24 protein-coding genes, 2 tRNA genes and 1 other RNA gene are annotated in these 24675 nt (G+C 26.5%); 6 read left to right on the top strand and 21 right to left on the bottom strand.

The genetic code is table 11. The features are described 5' to 3' along the window. Nucleotides 1–15: 15 nt before the first annotated feature. Nucleotides 16–438, top strand: coding sequence for a MarR family winged helix-turn-helix transcriptional regulator (locus tag CLTHE_RS02175; protein WP_080021788.1), 423 nt, complete (start codon nucleotides 16–18; stop codon nucleotides 436–438). A 66-nt stretch (nucleotides 439–504) separates the two neighbouring features. On the opposite strand, the gene CLTHE_RS02170 is transcribed toward CLTHE_RS02175, so the two are convergent. The 5 genes from CLTHE_RS02170 to dnaX all read right to left on the bottom strand — a co-directional run bounded on the left by CLTHE_RS02170 (nucleotide 505) and on the right by dnaX (nucleotide 5270). Beyond that, on the bottom strand, nucleotides 505–2097 hold the full coding sequence (locus CLTHE_RS02170) for a beta-N-acetylhexosaminidase (RefSeq protein ID WP_080021787.1): 1593 nt from the start codon (nucleotides 2095–2097) through the stop codon (nucleotides 505–507). Between the two features lie 155 nt (nucleotides 2098–2252). Then, a complete protein-coding gene (gloA2, locus tag CLTHE_RS02165) occupies nucleotides 2253–2633 on the bottom strand; it encodes an SMU1112c/YaeR family gloxylase I-like metalloprotein (RefSeq protein WP_002596561.1) in 381 nt (126 codons plus the stop codon). Beyond that, nucleotides 2634–3095, bottom strand: coding sequence for a GNAT family N-acetyltransferase (locus CLTHE_RS02160; protein WP_080021786.1), 462 nt, complete (start codon nucleotides 3093–3095; stop codon nucleotides 2634–2636). It lies immediately after the preceding gene. A gap of 81 nt (nucleotides 3096–3176) precedes the next feature. Further along, the gene (locus CLTHE_RS02155) at nucleotides 3177–3515 is read right to left on the bottom strand and encodes a YbaB/EbfC family nucleoid-associated protein (RefSeq protein ID WP_002596559.1); all 339 of its coding nucleotides are present in this window, start codon (nucleotides 3513–3515) and stop codon (nucleotides 3177–3179) included. Between the two features lie 138 nt (nucleotides 3516–3653). Then, the gene (gene dnaX, locus CLTHE_RS02150; protein WP_080021785.1) at nucleotides 3654–5270 is read right to left on the bottom strand and encodes a DNA polymerase III subunit gamma/tau; all 1617 of its coding nucleotides are present in this window, start codon (nucleotides 5268–5270) and stop codon (nucleotides 3654–3656) included. Nucleotides 5271–5634: 364 nt separating this feature from the next. On the opposite strand from dnaX, the gene CLTHE_RS02145 reads away from it, so the two are divergent. The 4 genes from CLTHE_RS02145 to CLTHE_RS02130 all read left to right on the top strand — a co-directional run bounded on the left by CLTHE_RS02145 (nucleotide 5635) and on the right by CLTHE_RS02130 (nucleotide 8260). Next, nucleotides 5635–6246 (top strand): hypothetical protein, encoded by a 612-nt coding sequence (locus CLTHE_RS02145; RefSeq protein ID WP_080021784.1) that lies wholly within the window; start codon nucleotides 5635–5637, stop codon nucleotides 6244–6246. A 153-nt stretch (nucleotides 6247–6399) separates the two neighbouring features. After that, nucleotides 6400–7191, top strand: coding sequence for a thymidylate synthase (locus tag CLTHE_RS02140; RefSeq protein ID WP_080021783.1), 792 nt, complete (start codon nucleotides 6400–6402; stop codon nucleotides 7189–7191). Then, entirely contained in the window at nucleotides 7191–7682 is a 492-nt protein-coding gene (locus tag CLTHE_RS02135; RefSeq protein WP_080021782.1) for a dihydrofolate reductase, read from the top strand. Before CLTHE_RS02140 ends, CLTHE_RS02135 begins: the two co-directional genes overlap by 1 nt. A 173-nt stretch (nucleotides 7683–7855) precedes the next feature. Continuing rightward, nucleotides 7856–8260 carry a hypothetical protein gene (locus CLTHE_RS02130; protein ID WP_080021781.1) on the top strand — a complete coding sequence of 135 codons (405 nt, stop codon included), beginning with the start codon at nucleotides 7856–7858 and terminating at the stop codon, nucleotides 8258–8260. A 178-nt stretch (nucleotides 8261–8438) separates the two neighbouring features. Here CLTHE_RS02130 and ffs read toward each other — a convergent pair. The 11 genes from ffs to pnuC (CLTHE_RS02075) all read right to left on the bottom strand — a co-directional run bounded on the left by ffs (nucleotide 8439) and on the right by pnuC (CLTHE_RS02075) (nucleotide 18541). Further along, an RNA gene (gene ffs, locus CLTHE_RS02125) (signal recognition particle sRNA large type) lies at nucleotides 8439–8704 on the bottom strand. 3 nt (nucleotides 8705–8707) lie between these two features. Further along, nucleotides 8708–8797, bottom strand: a tRNA-Ser gene (locus tag CLTHE_RS02120). 178 nt (nucleotides 8798–8975) lie between these two features. After that, a complete protein-coding gene (locus tag CLTHE_RS02115; RefSeq protein WP_002596553.1) occupies nucleotides 8976–9338 on the bottom strand; it encodes a hypothetical protein in 363 nt (120 codons plus the stop codon). Between the two features lie 309 nt (nucleotides 9339–9647). After that, a complete protein-coding gene (pnuC, locus tag CLTHE_RS02110) occupies nucleotides 9648–10406 on the bottom strand; it encodes a nicotinamide riboside transporter PnuC (protein ID WP_080021780.1) in 759 nt (252 codons plus the stop codon). A 262-nt stretch (nucleotides 10407–10668) separates the two neighbouring features. Beyond that, entirely contained in the window at nucleotides 10669–11451 is a 783-nt protein-coding gene (gene lgt / locus CLTHE_RS02105) for a prolipoprotein diacylglyceryl transferase (RefSeq protein WP_080021779.1), read from the bottom strand. A gap of 250 nt (nucleotides 11452–11701) precedes the next feature. Continuing rightward, complete coding sequence (locus CLTHE_RS02100; protein WP_080021778.1) at nucleotides 11702–13858, bottom strand: ornithine decarboxylase; 2157 nt, start codon at nucleotides 13856–13858, stop codon at nucleotides 11702–11704. Between the two features lie 562 nt (nucleotides 13859–14420). Continuing rightward, the gene (locus tag CLTHE_RS02095; protein WP_080021777.1) at nucleotides 14421–14873 is read right to left on the bottom strand and encodes a nucleoside deaminase; all 453 of its coding nucleotides are present in this window, start codon (nucleotides 14871–14873) and stop codon (nucleotides 14421–14423) included. Between the two features lie 52 nt (nucleotides 14874–14925). Continuing rightward, nucleotides 14926–16179, bottom strand: a complete 1254-nt coding sequence (locus CLTHE_RS02090; RefSeq protein ID WP_080021776.1) for an HlyC/CorC family transporter — start codon at nucleotides 16177–16179, stop codon at nucleotides 14926–14928. A 340-nt stretch (nucleotides 16180–16519) separates the two neighbouring features. Then, nucleotides 16520–16894, bottom strand: a complete 375-nt coding sequence (locus CLTHE_RS02085; protein WP_080021775.1) for a heavy-metal-associated domain-containing protein — start codon at nucleotides 16892–16894, stop codon at nucleotides 16520–16522. A gap of 156 nt (nucleotides 16895–17050) precedes the next feature. Then, nucleotides 17051–17590: a PepSY domain-containing protein gene (locus CLTHE_RS02080; RefSeq protein ID WP_158082643.1), complete on the bottom strand. Its 540-nt coding sequence runs from the start codon at nucleotides 17588–17590 to the stop codon at nucleotides 17051–17053. A gap of 138 nt (nucleotides 17591–17728) precedes the next feature. Next, entirely contained in the window at nucleotides 17729–18541 is an 813-nt protein-coding gene (gene pnuC, locus CLTHE_RS02075; protein ID WP_080021773.1) for a nicotinamide riboside transporter PnuC, read from the bottom strand. A gap of 252 nt (nucleotides 18542–18793) precedes the next feature. Here pnuC (CLTHE_RS02075) and CLTHE_RS02070 point away from each other — a divergent pair, with 252 nt between their 5' ends. Further along, nucleotides 18794–19435 (top strand): Crp/Fnr family transcriptional regulator, encoded by a 642-nt coding sequence (locus CLTHE_RS02070; protein WP_080021772.1) that lies wholly within the window; start codon nucleotides 18794–18796, stop codon nucleotides 19433–19435. Nucleotides 19436–19473: 38 nt separating this feature from the next. On the opposite strand, the gene CLTHE_RS02065 is transcribed toward CLTHE_RS02070, so the two are convergent. The 5 genes from CLTHE_RS02065 to CLTHE_RS02045 form a co-directional block, all read right to left on the bottom strand. Continuing rightward, nucleotides 19474–20130, bottom strand: coding sequence for an NAD(P)H-dependent oxidoreductase (locus CLTHE_RS02065; RefSeq protein WP_080021771.1), 657 nt, complete (start codon nucleotides 20128–20130; stop codon nucleotides 19474–19476). 288 nt (nucleotides 20131–20418) lie between these two features. Further along, entirely contained in the window at nucleotides 20419–21198 is a 780-nt protein-coding gene (locus tag CLTHE_RS02060; RefSeq protein WP_158082642.1) for a PH domain-containing protein, read from the bottom strand. 218 nt (nucleotides 21199–21416) lie between these two features. Beyond that, nucleotides 21417–21491, bottom strand: a tRNA-Arg gene (locus CLTHE_RS02055). Between the two features lie 67 nt (nucleotides 21492–21558). After that, nucleotides 21559–23922: a cation-translocating P-type ATPase gene (locus CLTHE_RS02050; RefSeq protein WP_080021769.1), complete on the bottom strand. Its 2364-nt coding sequence runs from the start codon at nucleotides 23920–23922 to the stop codon at nucleotides 21559–21561. Nucleotides 23923–24020: 98 nt separating this feature from the next. Continuing rightward, nucleotides 24021–24575, bottom strand: a complete 555-nt coding sequence (locus tag CLTHE_RS02045) for a hypothetical protein (protein ID WP_080021768.1) — start codon at nucleotides 24573–24575, stop codon at nucleotides 24021–24023. Nucleotides 24576–24675 lie beyond the last annotated feature (100 nt).

Genomic DNA, 24675 nt, shown 5'->3' with positions numbered 1-24675 from the left:
AAAGGAGTTTTCAAGTTGAGTATTAAGAATCTAGATTTAATAAAAAATTCTGCCCTTTTTAGAAAAAAATATCATGCTTATGTAGCAACTTATATTAAAGACTTAAATATAAGTTCAGCTGAATTTGCTTACTTAAAAGAACTTATGTACAATGAAGGGTCAATCCAAGATGTTTTAGTCCAAAATACATGTATGGATAAGGCCGCAGCAAGTAGAGTAATGAAATCTTTAGAAAATAAAAACTTGATAATGAGAGTTAAAAATAAAGCTGATAAAAGAAGTTTAAATATATACTTTACTGAAGAAGGTAAAAAACTTATACCAATTATAAATAAAATATTAGATGATTGGTATTTAGAATTATCTAATGCTATGGGATCAGAAAAATTAGATCTTTTGATTTCTTTATTCACAGAGTTAAATGAAAAACATCCTTAATTTAAAGAGAGCATTGTAAAATGATTAAAAATCATATTACAATGCCCTTTTTTATTTATAAATATTTTAATTCCAAATAGATGGATCTTTATAATAATTTATTCCCTTATTCTCCATTCTTTCTCCATGAGCTGAAAGTCTAATTTTATATTCTTTATAATCTCGCATTTCTCTTGGAGTCCAACCTATTTCAGCATATCCGAGCAGTCTAGGATATATCATAAAATCCATAGCTTCTTCTATTTCAATTGTTTCTGTCCAAAGTGGTGATTCTAACCCCAATATAAGTTCTTTTGGTGCATAATCTATTGGATCCCAATTATATGCCTTATCTATTGGAATTAGTCCTGCCCAAGTTAATCCATATTGAGTTTTTTCATTATACTTCATATCTAAATATGATTTTTCTGCAATAGATATTATCATTTTCATATTTTTCTCTACTGCACTTTTATTTGAATTTTTCCAATTTTGAAGTATAGTGTCAGAATTTATATCTGGTGAAGTATCTGCTGGATCCCAAGCTATTGGTGTCTTTCCATACTTTTGAACTATTTTAGATACTCTTCCCATAAAATAATTATAATCTTCTTTACTTGTTGCGTATGCTTCATCTCCACCTATATGAATATATTTAGAAGGAGATATTTCTGAAATTTCTTTTATTATGTCTTCTATAAATGAATAAGTCTTTTCATCTCTAGTCATAAATGAACTAAAACCTACTTTAGTTCCAGTATATAAGTCTTTAGGCTTTCCATCAGGATTTAAAAAACCATAAGATGCTAATGCTGCATTTGAATGTCCTGGCATTTCAAATTCAGGTATAATTTCTACATATCTACTCTGAGCATACTTAACTATATCTTTAAAATCTTCTTGAGTATAAAAACCTCCAATTCCCCCACCTACTTGTAATTGACCACCTTTTAAAGCAAGTTCTGGCCATTTTTTTATTTCTAATCTCCAACCTTGGTCATCACTTAAATGTAAGTGAACTCTATTTATTTTATATGCTGATGCAAGATCTATTTGGCGCTTTACCTCATCCACAGTAAAGAAATGTCTTACTACATCTATCATTATTCCCCTATGTTCATAATTGGGCTTATCTTTTATATTTACTGCTGGAATAGTCCATTCTATATCTTTTACAACACAAGACTTTTCTATTTCAGGAGGAAAAAGCTGTCTTAATGTTTGAATTCCTTTAAAAATTCCATCTGGTTTATACCCTATTATTTTAATATTATCCTTTGAAGAATTTAATAAATACCCTTCACTTCCAAGATCCTTTTCTGCTCCTGTAGTAGTTAAATAAATAAAATTTTTTTTATTTTTAGGATATTCTTTTTTAACTTTTAAATTATATCCAGTGGCTGGCTCTAATTTACTTTTCATAAATTGTGCTATATTATAAATTTCTTCTGTTTCTTCATCTGTATTTCCTTTTACATAAATTATAGTATCTTTCTTTAAAGTAAATTCACCCTCAGTTTTTTCAAAGCTTAAAGGTTTAGGAATTATAGTATTTTCTAGAGTATCAACTGATATTACATCTTTCGATTCTTCTGATTTAATTAAAAAACATCCTGAAATTATAAGTACAATTGGCAATAAAAATACTATATTAATAAAATTCAATTTAAGCCTCTTCATAAAATTAACTTCTCCTTTTATTATCTATTTACAGTACATAAAAACATAAAAGCTTAACTCATTATGTTAATTACTCATATTATTTTATTCCCATAAATATCTAATATTATTAGAGATTATTTTTCTAATTTAATTTTTATTAATTTAGTATTTAACTACTCGTGTAATTCTAATGGCAAATCATCAGGGTCTCTAAAGAAAGTCATTTTTTTATTAGTAAATTCATCAATCCTAACTTCCTCTGTTTCTATACCTTTAGAATTTAATTCTTTTATAACTTCTTCTATATTTTCCACTTTAAAGGCTAAATGTCTTAATCCACATGCTTCTGGCCTTGAAACTCTCTTTGGACTATTTTTTATTCCGAATATTTCTAACTCAACATCACCTAATTTTAAGTCTAATTTATAGTCATCTCTACTCTCTCTATAATTTTCTCTTATTATAGAAAATCCTAATTTATTTACATAAAAATCTTTTGATTTTTCATAATCCGAAACTATTATTGCAATATGGTGTATAGCATTTAAATTCATTTATTTTTCTCCTTTACTTCCTATATATTTCATTTCAACATGAAGAATTCCAACTTCATCATAAACATCTGATATTATTTTAAATCCAACATCTTCATAAAGCTTTTTAGCATAAAGCTGAGCTGAAATTTTTATTTCTTCTTCATTACAATGCTCTTTTAAAAACTCCACACATTTTTTCATAAGTTCAGTTGCTATCCCTTTTCTTCTATATTCTTTTATTACTAACACTCTTCCTATTGAAGCATAATTACTTTTTATTCCACTTTTTATTAGTCTAGCATAGGCAATTACTCTATTATTTTCTTCTAAAAATATATGAAAAACATTTTTATCAATGTCATCAAAGTCATTTTCCTGAAATATCTTTTGTTCACAAGCAAAAACTTCATAACGAGCTTTACAAATTTCATATAATTCATTTATATCAAGCTCATTAAATTTTTTTATTTTAAAATCCATTTTAATTTCACCTCTTAAAGTATAATTTATATACAACAAAAAGCAGATAAGAAGTAAAACCTCTTATCTGCTTTAAATTTATTAGAATAATCCTGGTATGTTCATTCCACCAGTTACTTTACCCATTTGATTTGCAGTTTCTTCATCTGCTTTTCTTAATACTTCATTTACAGCACTTAGTACTAAGTCTTCTAACATTTCTACGTCGTCTTCGTCAACAACTTCAGGTTTTATGTTTATAGCTAGGATTTCTTTTTTACCATTAGCTTTAACAGTAACAGCACCACCACCTACTGATGATTCGAATTCCTTTTCTTCCATTTCTCTTTGCATTTGCTCCATTCTTTTTTGCATTTGTTGAGCTTGCTTCATTAAGTTACCCATGTTACCCATTCCACCTGGGAATCCACCTTTTGCCATATATAATTCCTCCTTCTTATAACAAAATATATTCTTATTATATAGTATTTATTTAAACTTTTCTATATTTAAGCAAATCTGTACATTCACCTACAAGCTCTGCTTATTCTATACTATGATTGACATTTATTTTTGCTACTATTCATCTATAATTTCTAAAAAATCTGAGCCAATTACATCTGTTAATACTTCTTCTGTTGATTTCACTTTTTCCTCTCCTTCATCAACAGTAAATTGCACTCTAACTCTTGAACGAAGAATTTCAGTAAATACTTCATTTACAAGCTTGTTATTTTCTGGTTTTTCAAGTCTATCCTTATTAAATGAATATTGATTATCGTAATTTATAGTTATTACTCCACCTGAACAAGCAGTAATTTTACCTGTTGTTATAGAAGCATATATAACCATAAGTCTTCTATTTCTAAAGGTTTCTAATATATCTTTCCAAGCTTTTCTAACATCATTAACAGTTAAAGTACTATTTTCATCTACTGGAGTATTATCAATTGGTCTTTTAGGAGCTTCTTTAACCGCATTTTGAACTTTCTTTTGCATAGAAGTTACAGCAGTTTCAGCTTCTACTTTAGAAACTTGTATTTTTCCGGATTTTAATGCACTTTCTAATTTGTTTATTCTTGCTAATATTACTTCATTAGAAGTATCATATTGTATTTTACAAACCTTTATAACTGATAATTCTAAATAAAGTCTAGCTTGTTTAGTAGCTTTAGCATCACTTTCACACTCTTGGAAAATTCTTATGCATCTCATAATTTCTTCAACTCTTATTCTCTCTGCCTGTTCTTTTAAAAGTTGAATATTTTCAAGAGACATATCTAAAACTTCATCTGGATTATTTGTAACTTTAACCATAAGAAGATTTCTATAATGCGCTATTAAATCTTTTATAAATAAGTATACATCTTTTCCTGCAAAAACAATCTTATCAATTATTTGCATTGATTTTTCTATATCTCTTTCTATACAAGCTGATACTATTTGAAATAAATATTCATTAGTTACAAGCCCTAACATTGCTACAAGTTCGCTATAATCTACATTTCCATCTCCCATAGCTATTGCTTGGTCTAATATACTAAGTGAATCTCTCATTGCACCATCTGATACTCTTGATATAAGTTGTAAGCTCTTATCTTCTGCAAAAACTCCTTTTGCTTCAACTATCTTTCTAAGCCTACTAACAATTTCATCATTACTTATTCTTCTAAAGTCAAATCTTTGACATCTGGAAAGTATAGTTATAGGTAATTTTTGAGGGTCTGTAGTTGCTAGAATAAATATTACGTTTTGTGGAGGTTCTTCTAATGTTTTTAAAAATGCATTTACAGCTCCAGTAGAAAGCATATGAACCTCATCCATAATATAAATTTTAAATCTTGCTTCTTGTGGAGGATATTTTGCATCATCAATAATATCACGAATCTTATCAACTCCATTATTTGAAGCTGCATCAAGCTCAGTAACATCCATAAGCAACCCTTCATTTATTCTTTTACAATTTTCACATTCGTTGCAAGGCTCACCTTCATTTAAATTAAGACAATTTAAAGCTTTTGCAAAAACTTTAGCCGTAGAAGTTTTACCTGTTCCTCTAGTTCCACAGAAAAGATATGCATGTGCGATTCTATCATTTAATATTTGATTTTTAAGTGTTGTTGTTATATGTTCTTGCCCTATGACATCCTCAAATGTCTTTGGTCTCCATTCTCTATATAAAGCAGTATATGCCAAAATATCTGCACCACCTTTTTAAGTAAATTATATAACTTAATTATACTATACATGAGAATTCATGTTCTACTTTTATTTTAAGAGTATTCTTATGAGCCAATTAAACTTTCAAGATATTAATATAAAAATTATATAATTTAATATTTACTCTTCTTTATAATTATTATCATAGTTTTTATATGTTAACCTTAAATTTATATTTTTATAGCGTATACAAGCTTTTATAAACTATAATACTTTATGAAAAACTAATATATACATTAATTTCTTCATTTATTTTTATGAAAATATTAAGTAAATTATATTTTTTTAATCATCTGTTAAAATATATAATTAAATCATTAGCTCAGAAGAAGGGATTTCTATGAAAAAATTATCAAAATTTCAAAAACAAAATTTAAATACTTTTCTAATTGGTTTAATACTTCCAATTATAGCTTTTATATTCATTGCTTTTTCATTTAGTAAAAATTATATATCAAATTTTAGTTATAGATTTTTAAAACATTTTAGTTCAAATCTTGGTACATTTTGTGAAATATTATTTCTTATAGTAATAAGTCTTTGGTGTATTAGATTAATATTAAAATATATAAATCCTAAAACATTTAATTTTATTTGGAACTTAATTGATAAAACAAAAATTAGACTTTCTAAAACTACAAAAGATTTTATTTCAAGTTTTCTAACAAATGAATTAAAAAAATTTTTAATATATATATCAAAAATAGTTCAAAAATTGCACATTCCTCTATCCGCTATTGGATTTGCAGTTATTTCTATTCATGTATATATATTTATACATTTAGGATTTAAGTGGAATCTAGGATATATTTTAGGCGCACTAGCTGCCATAGTATTATTAATACTTTTTATATCAGGTATTCTTAGAATATTTAATAAAGGTTTCAAAACACATAAATATTTAGGGATAAGTTTTATTATTCTTACTTTACTACACATACTTTTTATATAAATAAAGACGTATCTTAAAAATTTTTAGGATACGTCTTTATTTTTATTTGTATATATTTTTCCTCTATTTGATTATATTTTAAATTTTATTCTTTTCTCTTTAAGGGCATATTATGTTAAAATTAGATGATAATTTAGAAAGGGGTGTCATATTATGAGTCTTTATGATAAACAATATTTAAATATTGTTGAAAACATATTAGAAAATGGATATTATGACCAAAACAGAACCGGTGTAGCAACTTATAAATTACCTCACCAAATTATGCAATTTAATCTAGAAAAAGAATTCCCTATTCTTACAACTAAATTTGTTGCATTTAAAACAGCTGTTAAAGAACTTCTTTGGATATATAAAGATCAATCAAACAGCGTAAAAAAATTACAAGAGCAAAACGTAAATATATGGAATGAATGGATGATGGATGATGGAACAATAGGAACATCTTATGGTTGGGTAGTTAAAAAATTTGACCAACTTGATAAATTAATCCATGCATTAAAAACAAATCCTCAAGATAGAAGAATGATGATAAACTTATGGCAAATTCCATATTTAGATACTGGTGCATTACACCCTTGTTGCTTCTTAACAATGTGGGATGTAACAGATGGTAAATTAAATTGTATGTTAGTTCAGCGTTCAGGAGATATTCCACTTGGAGTACCATTTAACACTACTCAATATGCAGTTCTTGTACATTTAATTGCACAAGTTACAGGACTTAAACCTGGTTTATTTACTCATGTAATAAACAATGCTCATATTTATGAAAACCAAGTTGAAGGAATGAAACTTCAATTAACTAGAAAAGATGATGCTTTTGAAGCTCCAAAACTTTGGATAAATCCTGAAATAAAAGATTTTTATGATTTCACTATTGATGATATTAAGCTTGAAGGATATGAACATCATCCATCTATAAAAATGGAGGTATCTGTTTAATGCTATCAATTATAGTAGCTAAGGCATCTAATGATGCTATTGGAAAAGATAATAAGCTTTTATGGCATATATCTGAAGATTTAAAAAGATTTAAATCTATAACTTCAGGTCATAGCCTTATTATGGGGAGAAAAACTTTTGAATCTCTTCCTGGAATTTTACCAAATAGACATCATTATATTTTAACTAGAGATAAAAATTTTAAAGTAGATTCTAATAAAGTAACTGTTATACATTCTTTAGAAGAAGCTATATCCAATTTTAAAGATTCAGAAGAAGAAGTATTTGTTATAGGAGGAGGAGAAATTTATAATCTTCTTCATCCATATTGTAATAAACTTTATTTAACTAATGTAAAAAAAGATTTTGAAGCAGATACATTTTTTCCACAGATTGATTATTCCAAATGGGAAACTATCCACAATTCAGGTGAATTAGCAGATGAAAACAGTGGATTAATTTTTGAATTTGTGGATTTAAAAAGAAGATAGTCTATTTATTTTAAAGATAATCTAATATTTAATTAGATTATCTTTTTTTATATAAAAAAAATGTCAAAGGAAACTTATATTTATACTACAAAAAACAGCAAAAAATTAATGTTTTAAATGCTATCATATTAATAAAAAAAATTCTATTTAATTATTAAAGGAGTAGTTTTAAAATGATAAATAATAAAAAATTTAAGTTTCTAGTAATTCCTTTATTAGCATTAATTATATTTGGCTCAGGAATTCTAATACTTAGAGAATTTTATGATACTTCCACTATAGCAGCTGAATTAAAAACTCAATCCGATAATACTATAACTTTTAACTGCGGATATCTTGATAAATATATTCATTTATCATCAAGAATTGAAGAGAAAAGTAACGTAGAAAATTTAAACTATAAAATTATTAATCCTAAAGGAATAACTATGGATGAAGGAATTTTAGATGAAAATAAGGTCAATTATACATTTAAAGGTGAAAAAGGTGAATGGAAAATTCAATTTGATTTCCCAAAAGAAGACCAAACAGCATTAATAAACTATAATGTAAAAACGAATTCTAAAAATAATATTTAATATCTATATATATTTTTGGGCAAGAAAAAGAGGGATCTTATTGTGTGGCAATAATCCCTCTTTTTCTTGTCCTATTGTTTTTATATGTTAATCCTATTGAAGAGTAACCTACTTTGATTTTATTAAAACGCGTCCAAAAATTTATATTTATGTACGTTTAATTTTTTTCATTAAAAAACCGTGCACCTCACTTCGACAATAACTTATAAGCGTTACCTATGTAGTTAGCTCAGGCCAGATTTATCCACGGCACACGGAAAGACACCACTTATTGCTGCTTCCTTCCGGACCTGACAAGGTTCATGGGCTTCCATTGCGTGGGACCCAGCCATCAACACCACTTGCATAGGGCAGACCAAACAAGTTAAGGCCTCCCTGAGGACTTCGATCCTGCTATAGCGGATTGCAGGTTACAGGGCACCGCTAACTCCCCATCTAGCACGGTTCTGGCGGAGAGAGTGGGATTTGAACCCACGATAGAGTTTCCCCTATACACGCGTTCCAGGCGTGCTCCTTCGACCACTCGGACATCTCTCCATAATGCTATAAAAATTGATTGCTTTAATATAAATATTAAAACGCATTTTTTAATTCTGTTTCATTCTATCATAAATAGCTATATAGTTCAATACTATTATGCATTATATAAATTTACCAAATAATATTGGTAAATAAAAAAAGCTTCATTAAATAAATGAAACTTTTTTCTATAAAATTAATTTGCACTTACATCTTGTTGAAGATTTTGTAAAAGCTGATATTGTAAAGCTAATATATTTTTTGCACTATCACCAGATATACTTGGAATAGAAGCTTGTAAATCTTTAGCCCCCTCATTAGTAATTGTACCTAAATTTTTCTCTTCTTCGTTTTTTAACTGATTTTTTAAAATCTCTATTCTTGAATTATTTATAGTTATCTCTGATATTTCATTACTAGTAAATTTATCACCTTTACTATTAATATATTGATATTTACTTTGCCCTTTAAAATATATAAAAGTAGATATTCCTATTATTACAACAATTAATAATATAATAATAGATATTATTATTTTTCTTTTATTTGTACTATTCATCTTAACTTTCTCCTATTTTATATTCTTCTGCATATTTTTATACTATAAAATTTTACTAATAATAATTTTTATTTCTCAATCTAAATCAATTTTAATCTAATTCTAAAAACAATATAAATCACTTTTTAAAAAGTAATTTATAAAATTATATGATATATAAAAATTAAAGCATAATTAAGCTTGTACTTATTATTCTACATTAAATTTAATTTTAATGATGGCAAAAAAATTAAAATTAGAACAACAGTAAATATAAAATATCTTTCAATAAAAAAAGGATAGAAATTTTAAATTTCTATCCTAATATTATTATTTATTTTTATTTAATCTCTTCCAGTTAATAAATCCATAAACAGCATTTAAAGTGAATTGAGTCCACATTATTGCTCCTGATAATGAATTTAATGAAAAATGTTTTGTACTTATTAAGGAAAGTATAAATAATATTATCCCAACTCCATCTGACACTATCCAGAAATACCATTGTTCAACATATCTCTTAGTCGCCATTATAACAGCACAAATCATTAATGTTGAAGTTAATGCATCTATTATATATTGTTTATCTGCATCAATGTGTGTGTGGAATAAACATTGGAATATATTTGGTAAGTATTTTAAGAATATTCCATATAAAATCCATACTACTATAAAGAATATTGCTAATACAGCCCAATTCTTCCCAGTCATTCTTTTAACTTCTATTTCACCAGTATTTCCACTCTTTAAGCTTTTATTCCATAAATAAAAACCTACAAATTGCATTGGGATTTGGAAAAATACATATAAAATCACTTGCCCATATACATGACTGTGATATGCTACAAATGCATATGATGATGTATTTAATAATCCCCATATATAACATACTACACTTGCTCTAGCAGTATATATGGCTGCAAAAAGCCCTGCAATTGTTGCTACTAATCCTATTATTCCTGTTAAAGTTAAAATTGAATCTAATGAACCAGATTGAATTGCTGGAACAAAGAAAAGTACAATATTTAACACTAGGAATACTACAAAATAAATCTTATGAAATTTAGAAAATGATTTAAAAAAGTTCATTTATTGCCTCCCCTTAATTGTCATTCTTAATACTATCTTTCTTATAATACAAGAGGACAAGCATATATAATAATTATTATTTTATTAACTTTTTTAATATTATGTGTCGTAATCATTTACTTTTCTATTTAAATGCTTATTTTACATATATTTGTTATAATTTTATTCATATAAAATACCAATATAAAATTTTATTACCTAATTGATCCAATTTTTTTATATAAAAAGAACCTGAATTTATATATTCAAGTTCTTATTTTAATTATGCTAATTTTACTCTTTTATTTTTTACATAAATACTTAATATCCCTATTAATCCAACAATTATTCCTGCTAAAGAAACTAGTTGTGCTACTCTTAGTCCTAAAAGCATTAAACTATCTGTTCTTAGCCCCTCTATAAAAAATCTTCCTAAAGAATATAATATCATATAGCTACATATACATATTCCTTCATACCCTTTTTTAACTTTATAAAGTATAAATATAAGGACTAAACACATTGATATGTCCCATAAAGATTCATATAAGAAGGTTGGATGATAATATTGACCTCCTATATACATCCCATCTTGTATAAACTTAGGGAAATGAGATATAAACTCTTTAGTAACTACATCTCCATGAGCTTCACTATTCATAAAATTTCCCCATCTTCCTATAGCCTGAGCTAAAATTATAGATGGTGCAACTAAATCCGCATATGCTAAAAATTTAATTTTCTTTACTCTAGTATATATAAAAGCTACTAAAAATGCTCCTATAAGTCCTCCATGTATAGCAAGCCCACCTTGCCTTATATCTAGTATTTTTCCTATGTCTCCTCTATAATAATCCCATTCAAATATTACGTAATAAGCCCTTGCCCCTATAATGGCACAAGGAAAAGCAATTAAAAATACATCTATTAATGTGTCGAAGTTTAATCCTTTTTTCTTTGCATTAAAATAAGCTAATATAAAAGCTAATATTATGCCTATTCCAATTAAAACTCCATACCACATAACTTGAAATCCAAAAATTTCAAAAGCTACTGGATTATTCATATTTATCCTCCCAATTATCTTTTTTAATAATTATAACCTTTTATTCATATTTATTATATATTATATATTTTTTTTTAATTTTTATAAATAAAAAAAATAAGCTATATAATAATTTTAAAATTATTATGTAGCTTATTTAATATAATTGTGAATTCAGCATTAATTATCTAATATTATTGATATTACTTAATATAAAAGAATCTAAACACCTAATACTTAGTGTCTAGATTCTCTGCTTTAAAAATTAGAATTATTTATCTAATACATATCCGAAAGCTTTAACTTTTCCGTCTGCTTGTTCTTCTAAATATACACCTTGAATTTCTGGTGCAAATCCAGGGAATTTATTTATTCCTTCTTCAAGTATTAAGAAATATCTTTGAACTGTTTCTGTCCATCTTTCTCCTGGAACAACACAGAATACTCCTGGTGGATATGGAAGAGCTCCTTCTAGTGCTACTTCTCCAACAATATTTTCTAAAGCAACTAATTTACAGTTGTTTCTTAAGTATTCTACGTTTGCATCATATGGATTCATTACTCTTTCTGGGAATGAAGCATTTCTGAATATTTGTTTTTGATATTCTTTAGCATTTGATTCTCTATAGAAATCATGCATTTCTTGACATAATTGTCTTATAGTATATCCTCTGTAACGTTCTTCGTTCTTAGCATAAAGTGTTGGTATAACTTGACTTAATGGTGCATCTTCTTTAACTAATTGTTCAAATCTAACTAAGTGAGATACTAAATTTTGCATTTTAGTCATAGTTTCTGCTGGAGTCATTAAGAATAATATTGAGTTAAGGTCATTCTTTTCTGGTATTATTCCATTTTCTCTTAAGTAGTTAGCAAGTATGTTTGCTGGTATACCAAAGCTTTCATATTCTCCAGTTTCAACATTTATACCTGGTGTAGTTAACATGAACTTGTTAGGATCAACGAAGTATTGATTTTCACCATATCCTTCAAATGAATGCCATTTTTGTCCTGGGTGGAATTTGAAGAATTCAATATTATTTGCAATTTCTTCAGTTGGATATTCTTCCCATTTCTTTCCGTTAATTTCAGTTGGTATAAATGGTTTAAACATTTCACAGTTAGCAAGTACCATTTTTCTAGCTTCTATTCCTAAAGTTACACAATCATGCCATAATTGTCTTCCAGCTTCACCTTCTTGCATTTTAGCATTTACATCTAATGCTGCAAATAAAGGATAGAATGGACTTGTTGAAGCTTGAGCCATAAATGCATTATTAAAATGTTTGTGGTCAATATATCTTTTTTGACCTTTTATATGGCTATCTTTTTTGTGAATTTGTGATGTTTGTGAGAATCCTGCTTGTTGTTTGTGAACTGATTGAGTTACAAGGATACCAGGATCATTTTCATTTAATTCTAATAATAATGGAGAACAATCTCTCATCATTGGTATGAATTGTTCATATCCAACCCAAGCTGAGTCAAATAAGATGTAATCACAAAGATGTCCTATTTTATCTACAACTTGTCTAGCATTGTAAATTGTTCCATCATAAGTTCCTAATTGGATAATAGCTAATCTGAAAGGTCTTTCTTCTTTAGCTCTTTTTGGATCTATTTTAGCTATTTCAGCTCTAATATACTCTTCATCAAAACAGTGTGCATCAATACCACCAATGAAACCAAATGGGTTTCTAGCAGTTTCTAAATAAACTGGAATACCACCAGCTTGAACTAATGCTCCAATATAGTTTGATTTATGGTTATTTCTATCAAATAATATTAAATCCCCAGGTGCTACAGCTGCTTTAATAGCTACTTGGTTTGATGAAGAAGTTCCGTTCATAACAAAATATGTTTTATCTGCATTATAAACTTTAGCTGCATGTTCTTCTGCTGCAACTGCTGGTCCTTCATGGATTAATAAATCTCCTAATGCAACGTCTGCATTACATATATCTGATCTAAATACATTTTCTCCGTAGAATTCATATAACATTCTTCCTGCTGGATGTTTACGGAAGTATTGTCCACCTTGGTGACCTGGACAATCAAATTGTATATTTCCTTTTTCAACATATTTTTTTAAGCTACCAAAGAAAGGTGGTAATACTCTTTCTTCATATTCACTAGCTGCTGCCTCAATTTTTCTGTTATATAGAGTTTCATCAAATTTGTTATCATCAATAACGTGATATACCATAGGTACTAATTCACTATCAAGACTTTCACCAGCTTCTAATTTAACGAATACTGGAATTCCTAATTTAGTTGCATAAGCCTTTTTAATTACTTCTTTTTCAGAAGCTGTTACTACTATCGCAGCTACATCTGTAAAATCAGTATCTTCAACGCATACTGTTGGTCTTTCTGTTTTGAAGAAGTCTTTTGATACAGCTGTACAAGCAATCTTTAACTGTTTCATAATTATCCCTCCTAAATAGATAATTATAATTCTGTTAAGTTACATACATAACCTCTTTAGAAATTAGTATATTTTAATATATCAAACCTAACAGAATTTAATTATTTTCAAAATAAACTAATAATGTTTCGACAAGCTAAATATACTTGTTTAAGGTTAAACTTTCAATAATTTACAGGTAAATTTAACCCTTTATTTATCCTTTATTAAATACTTAACAACGGCTTAATTCTTTTCCTTAAAATTCTAATAATATATATTTCTCCTAATTTCTAAATTGTTTTTATCCAATTTTCAACAATTTATTCTATTTTAATGTAATTAATACATTTTTAGTTTTTATTTTAATTTTATTTCAGTTTAAATTGTTTTTGTCTACTATCTATTTAAAAGAGTTATCTTACCTTAATTGTTAAATTAAACTATTTTTGCGATTCTAAGTTTTATTAATATAGTTAATTTTATGAATTTTTTGTGTATTTTAATATTTTAGGGGCTATTTTTTTGTAATTTTTTAGAAAATAAATTACTTTTTCTGTATTTTATTTACTCTTTTTTACTTTTATTTACTCTTTTTTACTTTTCTCTTTACTTCAAAAAATCTTTTTATTAATTCACTACATTCTAAATTATACATCCATTCAACATCTAAATTTGAATTTAAATATTTATTATTAGTTATGTCTATAACAGTTCCACAAGCCCCCATATCTATATTAAAAGTACCTATATATAATTTTGAAATCCTACTTTGAATTATTGCACTAGCACACATTGAACAAGGCTCTAAAGTAACATACATTTCATATCCATTTAATCTCCAATCTCCATTCTTTTTGCAAGCCTCATTTATTGCAATTATTTCACTATGAGCAAGAGGATTTTTTAAAGTTTCTTTCATATTATGTGCTTTTGAAATAACTTCTCCATCTTTTACAATTACAGCTCCAACTGGAACTTCTCCTGCTTCTAAAGCTTTTTTTGCTTCTAATATAGCTAAATCTAAAAACTTCATTAATATCATCCTCTCAAAAAAATTGGGACAGCAAAAATTGCTATCCCCAATCCTAAGTATATATTCTAACTTTTTTAATCCTATTTTTATCTACTTCTTCTACTATAAACTTTATTCTATCTATTATTACTTCTTCTTTATCTTCTGGAATCCTACCAAGAGCCCCTATTATAAGTCCACCTACAGAATCGAATTCTTCTGATTCCATATTAACTCCAATAAGTTCACTTACATCATCTAATCTAGAACTTCCATCTACAATATATTCATCTTCTTTAATGACTTCTATCATATCTCGTTCTTGATCATACTCATCTTCTATATCTCCAACTATTTCTTCTATTAAATCTTCAATAGTTACTATTCCAACTGTTCCACCATATTCGTCTAAAACTATGGCTAAATGATTTCTAGTCTTTTTCATTTCATTAAATAATTCGGTAATTTTCTTAAATTCAAAAGTAAAAAAGGCTTCTCTCATATAATCTTTAACTTTAAACTCACCTTTTCTTTCACCAGCTATTATAAGGTCTTTTACATTTAATACACCTATTATGTTATCTATACTATCATCATAAACTGGAATTCTTGAAAATTGCTCTTCCTTTATGACTCTTAAAATTTCTTTATAATCATCATTTATATCTATAGCTGTAACATCAACTCTTTGTATCATTACATCTTTAACTTGTGAATCAGCAAAATCAAAGACATTAAAAATCATTTCTTTTTCAACATCTTCTAATACTCCTTCTTCTTCACTAACACCAACCATAGTTTTTAACTCTTCTTCTGTAATAAACGGCTCTGTTGCTTTAGGATCTGCACCTAATATTTTTATAAATATAGATGATATTGTAGTAAATATTATTACAAATGGCTTAAATACTCCTACGCAAAATTGTATTGGTTTAGAAACCTTAAGTGCAACCTGTTCTGACTTTTGTTTTGCTATTGATTTAGGAGTTATTTCTCCAAATATAAGTACCAAAACTGTCATAACCCCAGTAGAAATTGCAATAGCTATATCACTATCTGCTCCAAAGATTCTAACTGCCAATGAAGTTGCAATAGAAGAAGCTCCTATATTTACAATATTATTTCCTATAAGTATTCCACCTAATAATTTATTAGGATTTTCAGTAAGTTTTTCAACTAATTTAGCTCCTTTAACACCTTCTTCAACTAAATGCCTTATTCTTATTTTGCTTAAGGCCATAAGAGCTGTTTCTGACATTGAAAAAAATCCTGACAATATTAAAAGTACAATTAATAAAACAATCTGCCCCGTATAACTAGAGTCCAAAAATAATCACTCTCCTAAATTTTCTCAATTATATATTTTTTCCATTATATCATATACTATGAATTTTTTATACAAAGATGACTTTAGTTTCAAAGTTATCTTTGTTAAAATTTTAACCTATTTTTTCACCATTGTTATTTATTTAACAATATCATTGATTTTCTCTTATAAAAATCTCACTTAATCCCTTGGTATAACTCACTTTATAGCATGTCGATTTTTTATTGTTATTTTTTTAACTTTTAAAATTTAACTATATTTTTTTATTATTTTTGTCATATTATGAATTATCGCTCTCACTCTATTTTGAAATTTTATTTTTTCTAAAATTGGCTATGCTTTATATATTCTTCAATTCATCATCTAATTGCTTTTCTATAGTTTTAACTACAAAATCTAAATTTTTCTCTCCATATTTCTCAATTAAATCATAATTATTTATTCCAACTTTTTTCACTACTTCTGCCCATTTCAATACTTTTTCCTCTTTAACAATCGCAGAATCATAAATAACAACTATTTTTCCATTCTCCATATCTACTTTTACATCTTTTATCCCATTTAATTTTTCTAATGCTTGGAATAAAAATCTCTCATATTCTTTATATTCGGCTGGAATTAATTTTAATGAACTAACTTTAAAAATTATTTTTTCTTTCTCTTTACTAGCTACTTTTATTTTAGATAATTGTGATATTATAAATTTCTTAAACATATTATTCTCCTCTTCATCTAATTAAAATGTTTTATATATTCTAATCTTTTAGTTTTCTTTATAGAACTTATATAAAAAGAAAACCTTAAAGAATTTTAATTATAATAAAACTCTTTAAGGTTTAATTTTAAAAATTTTCTATTTTTACTTTTGAAATTATTTATGTATATTTCCAATTTCAATTCCTATAATCTTACCATCTCTTGCATCTAACATTATTTCTGTTTCTTTATTATCGCTTACAACCTTACCTTCATATATTGGTATACTATCATATCCATCATACTTAAAACTCTCTAGCGCCCCTTTTCCTGCTCTTTTTAATATAATATTTTTTGCTACATCCTCAGTTATTATACTTCCATTATATATAGCTTCTGTTTTATCTATTCTCTCTTCATCATAATTTATTATTTCACCAGTCTTAGAGTCTACATTTATATCATATTCTTTACCATTTTTAATTATCTTTCCTTCAAATATTTTTAAGCTTCCTTTATTGTTATATCCAAATTCAACAAGTTTTCCATTTGGAACTTTATCAGTCATTATTTCCTTTGCTTGTTCAGCGCCTATTGGATTTGATTCATTTGAAGTACTTTGTATATTTTTATTTGATTCATTTGAGCATCCAACTAAAATAATAATAAAACTACTCAAAATTAATATAGCCAATTTATTTTTAATCTTTCTCATTTCATTATCCTCCTTTTTCATAATTTTCTCCCTTTATTGGCTATATTATTCAATTTAAAATAAAAAACTCTACAACAGAAACCTATTGTAGAGTTTTTATTTTATAGAACATATCTATTTTAATATGATTTTACACTGTTAAATAGAGTGTGTTCTTTTTCTTTCATTGTACATCTTCTTCCATAAGTAGAATCCATATATAGCTCCTACTCCATATTGAATCCAGTTTAAAGCTCCTGATAAATCACTAACTAAAACAGATCCTGTAAACACTTTTGTTTTAAATAATCCTTCTATAAATAATACCGCACCTATATTACAGAATATCCAGAACCACCATTGCTCTATAAATCTTCTTGATGTTAAGAACATTGCCATTACTGTTAATACTGTAGTTAATGAATCTAATTTTGGACTTGGATCTGGCGCAATCATTTTTCCTCCAAATATAGCATGTAAAATTTGTGGCAAATGACTTAAGAACTCATAGTATATAAACCAAAAAATCAACAGTGATATTATAGTTATTACCCATTGTATAAAATTAAATTTTTTAATTTCAATCTTATTATCTGTAGACTTATCCATACTTTTCTTCCAAGAAATAAGACCAGCTATTTGAATTGGTAATAATAAAATTATATTTTGAATTACTTGTCCATATAAAGCTCCTTTATATGAAACCCAAGCATAAGTTAATGTATTTATTATTAAAAATAAATAAACTATAATTTCTCCTCTAGCTTGATATATTGAAGTTAAAACTCCTGTTACAGAGCATATCAATCCTATTATTGCAAGTGGAGTAAATAAATCACTCATTTTAGAACCTAATAATACTGGACTAATAAACGAAAATATACTTGCTAGTATAAATATTATAAAAAATCCTTTTTGAAAATTACTTAATGAACCCCAGAAGCCTTTTTTGGTTTCCACCTGACTCATCATAAAATTACACCTCTTTCAAATTTTTACTTTTGTTAATTAATCATATTTAAAATTCCCCATTATTAAAGCATCATATAATTTTTAGTAATTTCCCTTATAATCTGATTATCTTTTTTAAGGAAATTGTTTTCAAGGACATTTGTCCTAATTTTTTTTAATAATATTTTAAATTTCAATATTTCTGAAAAAGATTGACAGCTAAAACCATTATTTGATAATTTGTATGTATTATAAAGAAAAGAAGGTAATTTCATGGAAAATATAGACATATTAAATATTATAAATTCTTTGCCAAAAGATTTAAAATCTCATTTTAATTATAGAGATTTTAATATAGATAACCCTATTTTAACACAGGGTAATAGACTTGATAATGTTTATATATTATTAGATGGTATAGTTAAGCTTTGCCATTCAGACATATATAATATTAACTACTTAATTGATATAGAAGCAGCTATATCAATATTTGGTGAAATTGAAGCTTTAAGTGGCAATCATACTCTTACTACTGTTCTTCCCTTAACTAAATGTACAACATTAGAAATACCTAAATCAATTTTCTTGAAAATAATAAAAAAATATCCTAATATGTCCCTTTCAATAAATAAATTATTTGCAAATAGAATGTATGAAAGTTGGTCAAGAGAAATGAAAAATGTTACTCTTCCACTAAAATACAAAGTAGTTTACTTTATATTAAAAATAGAAAATAAAAATTTAAGTATTCAAATTACAAAAAAACTTATAGTAGAAGGAGTAGGATCTAATATAAGAAGTATAAATAGAGTAATTAAAGAATTATCCTCTCTAAATTTAATAAACTGTTCTGGTGGGAATATAACAGTTCCTTCAATATCTGCTTTAAAAAGATATTTAGATCAATTAATATAAAAAACCAGTCTAATAAAATTAGACTGGTTTTTCTTGTATTATTTAACCCATTCAATTACTTGTTCTTTAGCTCTTCTTGTTTTTGGAGCAGGTTCTTCTGCTCTATATCCAAATGCAGTTATAAGTGCTAATTCAAAATGTTTTGGATCTAAAATATTGTTTTCAATTAGTATTTTTTCAACTGCTTCTTTATCAAATCCTCCAATTGGACATGAATCAATTCTCATTAATGCTGCTGTTTGCATCATATCAGCCATAGCTATATGAGCTTGCTCTTTTGAATAATGTTCTATTAAATCATCTTTATTTTCAAATCTACTATCTTCAATGTCTTTCATTATCTTTTTCATAATGTCTACAACATCATCAGGTAATTTTTTAGTTTTTACTAATAAATCATTTATGTATTCTGAATCATATTTTAAATCATCAGCTTTTCTGCTTAAAATAAGTACTACATGACTTGCTGAAGGTATTTGTTTTTTTCCACCCCAAGATACATTTGCTATTTCTTCTCTTAATTTTTCATTTTGAAGAACTACAAACTTCCAAGGTTCTATTCCCATTGAACTTGGAGCAAGTCTTCCTGCTTCTAATATTAAATCAAAATCTGCTTCATTAATTTTTTTACTTTCATCAAAAATTTTACATGCATATCTAAAATTTAATGCATCTCTAATGTCTTCTCTTCTCATTTTAACAACTCCTCTTGATAATTAGTGTTTTCTATACAAATTTATAATTCTCATTTTTGAACTTATATATTAATTTTTATATAGTATTAACTAATTATAATTATTATTTAATTCAACTATAAAACTATTTGCCTTTTTTAACAAGTACGCACTTTTTAGTAACTATAAAAATTCATTTTTTCCATTCAAAATTTCAAAACAAATAATTTTTAATGTTAATTATATTTCAATAAAAAAAACACCTACTTTAAGGTGTTTTTCTTAATTTTATAAAATTTTATTTATATCTTAATCATTTCCTTTTTTAATTTTATTAAATAAAGAAATTGTTTTATTATCATTGTTAAATCCTATTAAATATTTTTCATTACCAGTCTTTATATAAATCACATCTTCATTATCATTTTCAACAAAACAGTTTGTGCTTCCTAACTCATTCAAATGTTCATCTCCAAATATCTTATTTCCAATATTTCCTCCACCATCATTCCATTCTACTTCTGGTGCCTTTTTCAATAACTTAATTTCTTTAATATCATTCAAATTTATTTTTGCTGAACCCCATCCATCTATTATTATATTTGTATTATTAACATCTACTTTAAATGGCTTACTTGTATTTGTCATAGGCATTATTACGACTACTACTGCTATTATTACTATTACTATTGCAATTATCACTTTCAAACTAATTTTTCTTGATAATTTACTCTTATTTTCCTCTAATCCAAACTTAACACTTAATGAATATTCCATATTTATAATACCTAAAATCAAAAGAATTACCGGAAGAATAAAAGTAGTCACTAAATTTACTAATGAACTATAAGAAGAATTATAAAAAAATGATCCCAATATAGATATAACCAAAGAAATTATTGATATTATAATTAAATATAACCCAAACTTCTTATTTGCATATTGGGCTGCTTCTTTTGAAACTCTAGCAGCTTTACTTCTATATCCAAATGCTGAATTTTCATCAAAATCTCCTTTTCTCATAGCAATCCCAAGCATTACTAATAAAAAAAACATAGATAAATTTAATATAATCCCTAGATATTTCATATGAATCATCTCCATTGTATAAATTATTGTAATTATATAACAAATATTTCTTTTATATATGTATAATTTGGGAATATTATGTTAATTATACTTTTTATACAAATTAAACTATATTTTAGAAAATATTTTTTATATTAGTTCATTTAATCTTATAAATATTTTTATTGCAAATTAAAAAAAAGCCCAACCAAAAAGGTTAAGCTTTTCTTATAAAATTGTGGCACCCCCAACAAGAATCGAACTTGTATCTATCCCTTAGGAGGGGACTATTCTATCCATTAAACTATGAGGGCATAATCTATACTTTAAATAGTATTATATAATGCCTCTCATGTCAATTATTTCATTATTATTTATATTTTATTTTTCTATGTGCCTCTTAGTTCTTAGAAGGCTTACTACAGCTGCTAAAACTGGTATTGAAGCAAGTACTGTTGCTCCAGATAATAACCATTCATTTTTTGTTATAGGAGATAATGAAAACACTTCTCTTCCTATAGGTGTTATGAAGGCTAATACTATTATTGCACTCATAAAAAGTCCTAAAAATACTTTAAATGGTGTTAATGGTAATGAAACCTTAAATAATATTACTATACTAACACCAGCTAACATTAATACAGCTAAAGTTTGTGCTTTTTGAATTCCAACTCCATGATTATAGGATATTAGGAAAGTAGCTGTAACAAATATAGATATTAATATACCATTTGGTATACTAGCTGTTAATATTCTTCCTAAGAAACCTTTTTTTACTCTATTTGTATTTGGTAATACAGCTAAGAATAATGCTGGTATTCCTATAGCACAACTACCTATTAAAGATAATTGTATTGGATCTATTGGGAATGGCATCATTAAAATTGAAAATACAACTGCTAATATTATTGAATATGTTGTTTTTGATAAGAATAACTGAGCTACTCTTTCTAAGTTATTTATTTGTTGTCTTCCTTCTGCTACTACTTTTGGTAATGCACTGAAATTTGATTTCATTAATACTAACTGAGCAACTGCTTTTGTAGCATCTGAACCATTTGCCATAGCTATTCCACAATCTGCTTCTTTAAGTGCTAGTACATCGTTTACTCCATCTCCTGTCATTGCAACTGTATGCCCATCTGCTTGAAGTGCTTTTACAAAAGCCTTCTTTTGATGAGGCGTTACTCTACCAAAAACAGTATATTTATTCATAGCTTCTTTTAATCCTTCTTCATCTACTGGAAGTTCTCTTGCATCAATATAATTTTCTGCTCCAAAAACTCCAGCTCTCTTTGCAACTGCGGATACAGTTACTGGATTATCTCCTGAAATTACTTTTACATCAACACCTTCTTCATTAAAATATTTTAATGTTTCAGGGGCTTCTTCTCTTATTATGTCCTCTATTAATATCAATGCTAATGGCTCAACTTTAGATAATTTTTCTACTTTAACAGTCTTTAGTTCTGATTTACCTAAAATTAATACTCTTCTACCTTTAATAGCTTCTTCATTAACCAATTCTTCTATTTCTGAATATCTTTCACCCATAACAATCTCAGGTGCTCCTAATATAAATGTGCCCTTATTATCTATTATAAGACCACCCCATTTTCTTTTTGATGAAAATGGCATTTTCTCTATTATATTTAAATTAGGATTATCTTTATATCTATCCAAAATAGCTTGTTGAGTTGGATTTTTACTTGGTAATTCATGTGAAATAGTTGCTAATATAGTATCTATTTCACTTTCTTCATAATCATTTGCAAGTTTCTCAACTCCAACTAATTTTAACTTTCCTTCAGTTATTGTTCCTGTTTTATCAACACATAAGACATCTACTCTCGCAAGCACTTCTGTTGCTGAAAGTTCTTGAACTAATGTATCATATTTGGATAATTTTATTATAGCAACAATAAATGTGGCACTTGTTAAAAGAACCAATCCTTCTGGAACCATTCCTATTATTCCTGAAACTGTCCCTAATATTGCATTATCTAAACTTGTTTTTATAAATACTAACTGACTTACTGCTAATAATATTCCTATTGGAACTATCATAAATAAAAGTACTTTTAAAATTTTATTTGTTGCATTTTGAAGTTCAGAGTTTGTTATTTTAAATTTTCTAGCTTCATCTGCAAGTTTAGATGAATATGTATTTGCTCCAACCTTAGTAACTCTCATATATCCTTCACCTGCAACTACAAAGCTTCCTGATAGCATATTATCATTTATCTTTTTATCAACAGGATCAGCTTCACCTGTTAACATAGATTCATCAACTTCAATTTCATTACTATCTATAAGCTCTCCATCTGCTAATATTTGATCACCTGTAGTTAAAAATACTATATCATCTTTAACTATGTCTTCAATGCCTATAGTTTTCTTTTCTCCATTTCTCACTACATTACAATGTGCTTCACTTATTACTGATAATTTTTCTATAATTCCCTTAGCTTTAAGCTCCTGAATTACTCCAATTAAACTATTTACTATAATTACACCTGCAAATATAGCATTTTTAGGAGAACCTGCAAAAATTACAGCCGCGGCTAAAACTAAGTTTAAAACATTAAACATTGTAAAAAAATTAGATCTTATTATTTGAGCAAATGTTTTTGAAGGAGCTTTTTGAAGTGTATTTATTTCGCCTCTTTTTATCCTATCTTCTACCTGTTTATCCGTTAATCCTAAGATATCATTTGTTTCACTTTCTATCGATCTACATTCCATGCTCAAACTCCTTATAAATATTTAATTTTTTAATTATATTTTAAAATTTTAATCTTAACTAATCCTTAATTTTTTATATTTATTATATTAAAATTTTCTTATTTATTAATTTTATTCCTTATTTCATTTAATTCATTGTTTATTTCTTTTAAACTTTTATTTTCATCTAAGTTAATTGCAAATGAATTTATATGATTGGATATTTCGCCTGTTTTATAATTATTCTCTAACATCCATATCTTTAATTCATTCACCTCATTAACATTACTTGAATTTTTATTTAAAATCCAATTTATATTTTCTCTTCCTTCTCTAACTATTCTTTTACCTACAGAATATTTATTCTTTACATTTCCTTTTATAATATATACATTATACCCTCTTTCACTTATTTTTCCTAATAACTCCAAGCTTTTTTCTAAATCATCTTCTTCACTTAAATACACTATTAATCCTGTTAACCCCTGTCTTTCCTTGCAAGCTAGTTCTAAAAATTCTCCATGATTTTTTACTTTAACCATTCTGTTATCAACAATATCATAATAATCTTTTTTTAATTCATTCGAGTAACTAATTACATTTTTAGTTATAAAAATAGTTATTACAGCTATAAAGACCATACCAATGAAAAATAAATATTTACCTTTTTTCATAATCTCACCTCTTTATTATGTTTTCCCTATTTTTCTAAAAATAAAACGATTCCTTCTTTAATTTTTGCTTAATTTATAATATACTTTTGATTATGATGTA

The organism is Clostridium thermobutyricum DSM 4928 (assembly GCF_002050515.1).
Lineage (GTDB): Bacteria > Bacillota > Clostridia > Clostridiales > Clostridiaceae > Clostridium > Clostridium thermobutyricum.
The sequence above is the reverse complement of the archived record's forward strand: the minus strand, read 5'-3'. Positions and strand labels throughout refer to the sequence as shown.

Excerpts from the sequence above, each read along its gene's own strand:
- CLTHE_RS02170 (WP_080021787.1), bottom strand. The coding sequence starts at position 2,097 with ATGAAGAGGCTTAAATTGAATTTTATTAATATAGTATTTTTATTGCCA.
- gloA2 (WP_002596561.1), bottom strand. The coding sequence starts at position 2,633 with ATGAATTTAAATGCTATACACCATATTGCAATAATAGTTTCGGATTAT.
- CLTHE_RS02160 (WP_080021786.1), bottom strand. The coding sequence starts at position 3,095 with ATGGATTTTAAAATAAAAAAATTTAATGAGCTTGATATAAATGAATTA.
- CLTHE_RS02155 (WP_002596559.1), bottom strand. The coding sequence starts at position 3,515 with ATGGCAAAAGGTGGATTCCCAGGTGGAATGGGTAACATGGGTAACTTA.
- CLTHE_RS02145 (WP_080021784.1), top strand. The coding sequence starts at position 5,635 with ATGAAAAAATTATCAAAATTTCAAAAACAAAATTTAAATACTTTTCTA.
- CLTHE_RS02140 (WP_080021783.1), top strand. The coding sequence starts at position 6,400 with ATGAGTCTTTATGATAAACAATATTTAAATATTGTTGAAAACATATTA.
- CLTHE_RS02135 (WP_080021782.1), top strand. The coding sequence starts at position 7,191 with ATGCTATCAATTATAGTAGCTAAGGCATCTAATGATGCTATTGGAAAA.
- CLTHE_RS02130 (WP_080021781.1), top strand. The coding sequence starts at position 7,856 with ATGATAAATAATAAAAAATTTAAGTTTCTAGTAATTCCTTTATTAGCA.
- CLTHE_RS02115 (WP_002596553.1), bottom strand. The coding sequence starts at position 9,338 with ATGAATAGTACAAATAAAAGAAAAATAATAATATCTATTATTATATTA.
- pnuC (WP_080021780.1), bottom strand. The coding sequence starts at position 10,406 with ATGAACTTTTTTAAATCATTTTCTAAATTTCATAAGATTTATTTTGTA.
- lgt (WP_080021779.1), bottom strand. The coding sequence starts at position 11,451 with ATGAATAATCCAGTAGCTTTTGAAATTTTTGGATTTCAAGTTATGTGG.
- CLTHE_RS02100 (WP_080021778.1), bottom strand. The coding sequence starts at position 13,858 with ATGAAACAGTTAAAGATTGCTTGTACAGCTGTATCAAAAGACTTCTTC.
- CLTHE_RS02095 (WP_080021777.1), bottom strand. The coding sequence starts at position 14,873 with ATGAAGTTTTTAGATTTAGCTATATTAGAAGCAAAAAAAGCTTTAGAA.
- CLTHE_RS02085 (WP_080021775.1), bottom strand. The coding sequence starts at position 16,894 with ATGTTTAAGAAATTTATAATATCACAATTATCTAAAATAAAAGTAGCT.
- CLTHE_RS02080 (WP_158082643.1), bottom strand. The coding sequence starts at position 17,590 with ATGAGAAAGATTAAAAATAAATTGGCTATATTAATTTTGAGTAGTTTT.
- pnuC (WP_080021773.1), bottom strand. The coding sequence starts at position 18,541 with ATGATGAGTCAGGTGGAAACCAAAAAAGGCTTCTGGGGTTCATTAAGT.
- CLTHE_RS02070 (WP_080021772.1), top strand. The coding sequence starts at position 18,794 with ATGGAAAATATAGACATATTAAATATTATAAATTCTTTGCCAAAAGAT.
- CLTHE_RS02065 (WP_080021771.1), bottom strand. The coding sequence starts at position 20,130 with ATGAGAAGAGAAGACATTAGAGATGCATTAAATTTTAGATATGCATGT.
- CLTHE_RS02060 (WP_158082642.1), bottom strand. The coding sequence starts at position 21,198 with ATGAAATATCTAGGGATTATATTAAATTTATCTATGTTTTTTTTATTA.
- CLTHE_RS02050 (WP_080021769.1), bottom strand. The coding sequence starts at position 23,922 with ATGGAATGTAGATCGATAGAAAGTGAAACAAATGATATCTTAGGATTA.
- CLTHE_RS02045 (WP_080021768.1), bottom strand. The coding sequence starts at position 24,575 with ATGAAAAAAGGTAAATATTTATTTTTCATTGGTATGGTCTTTATAGCT.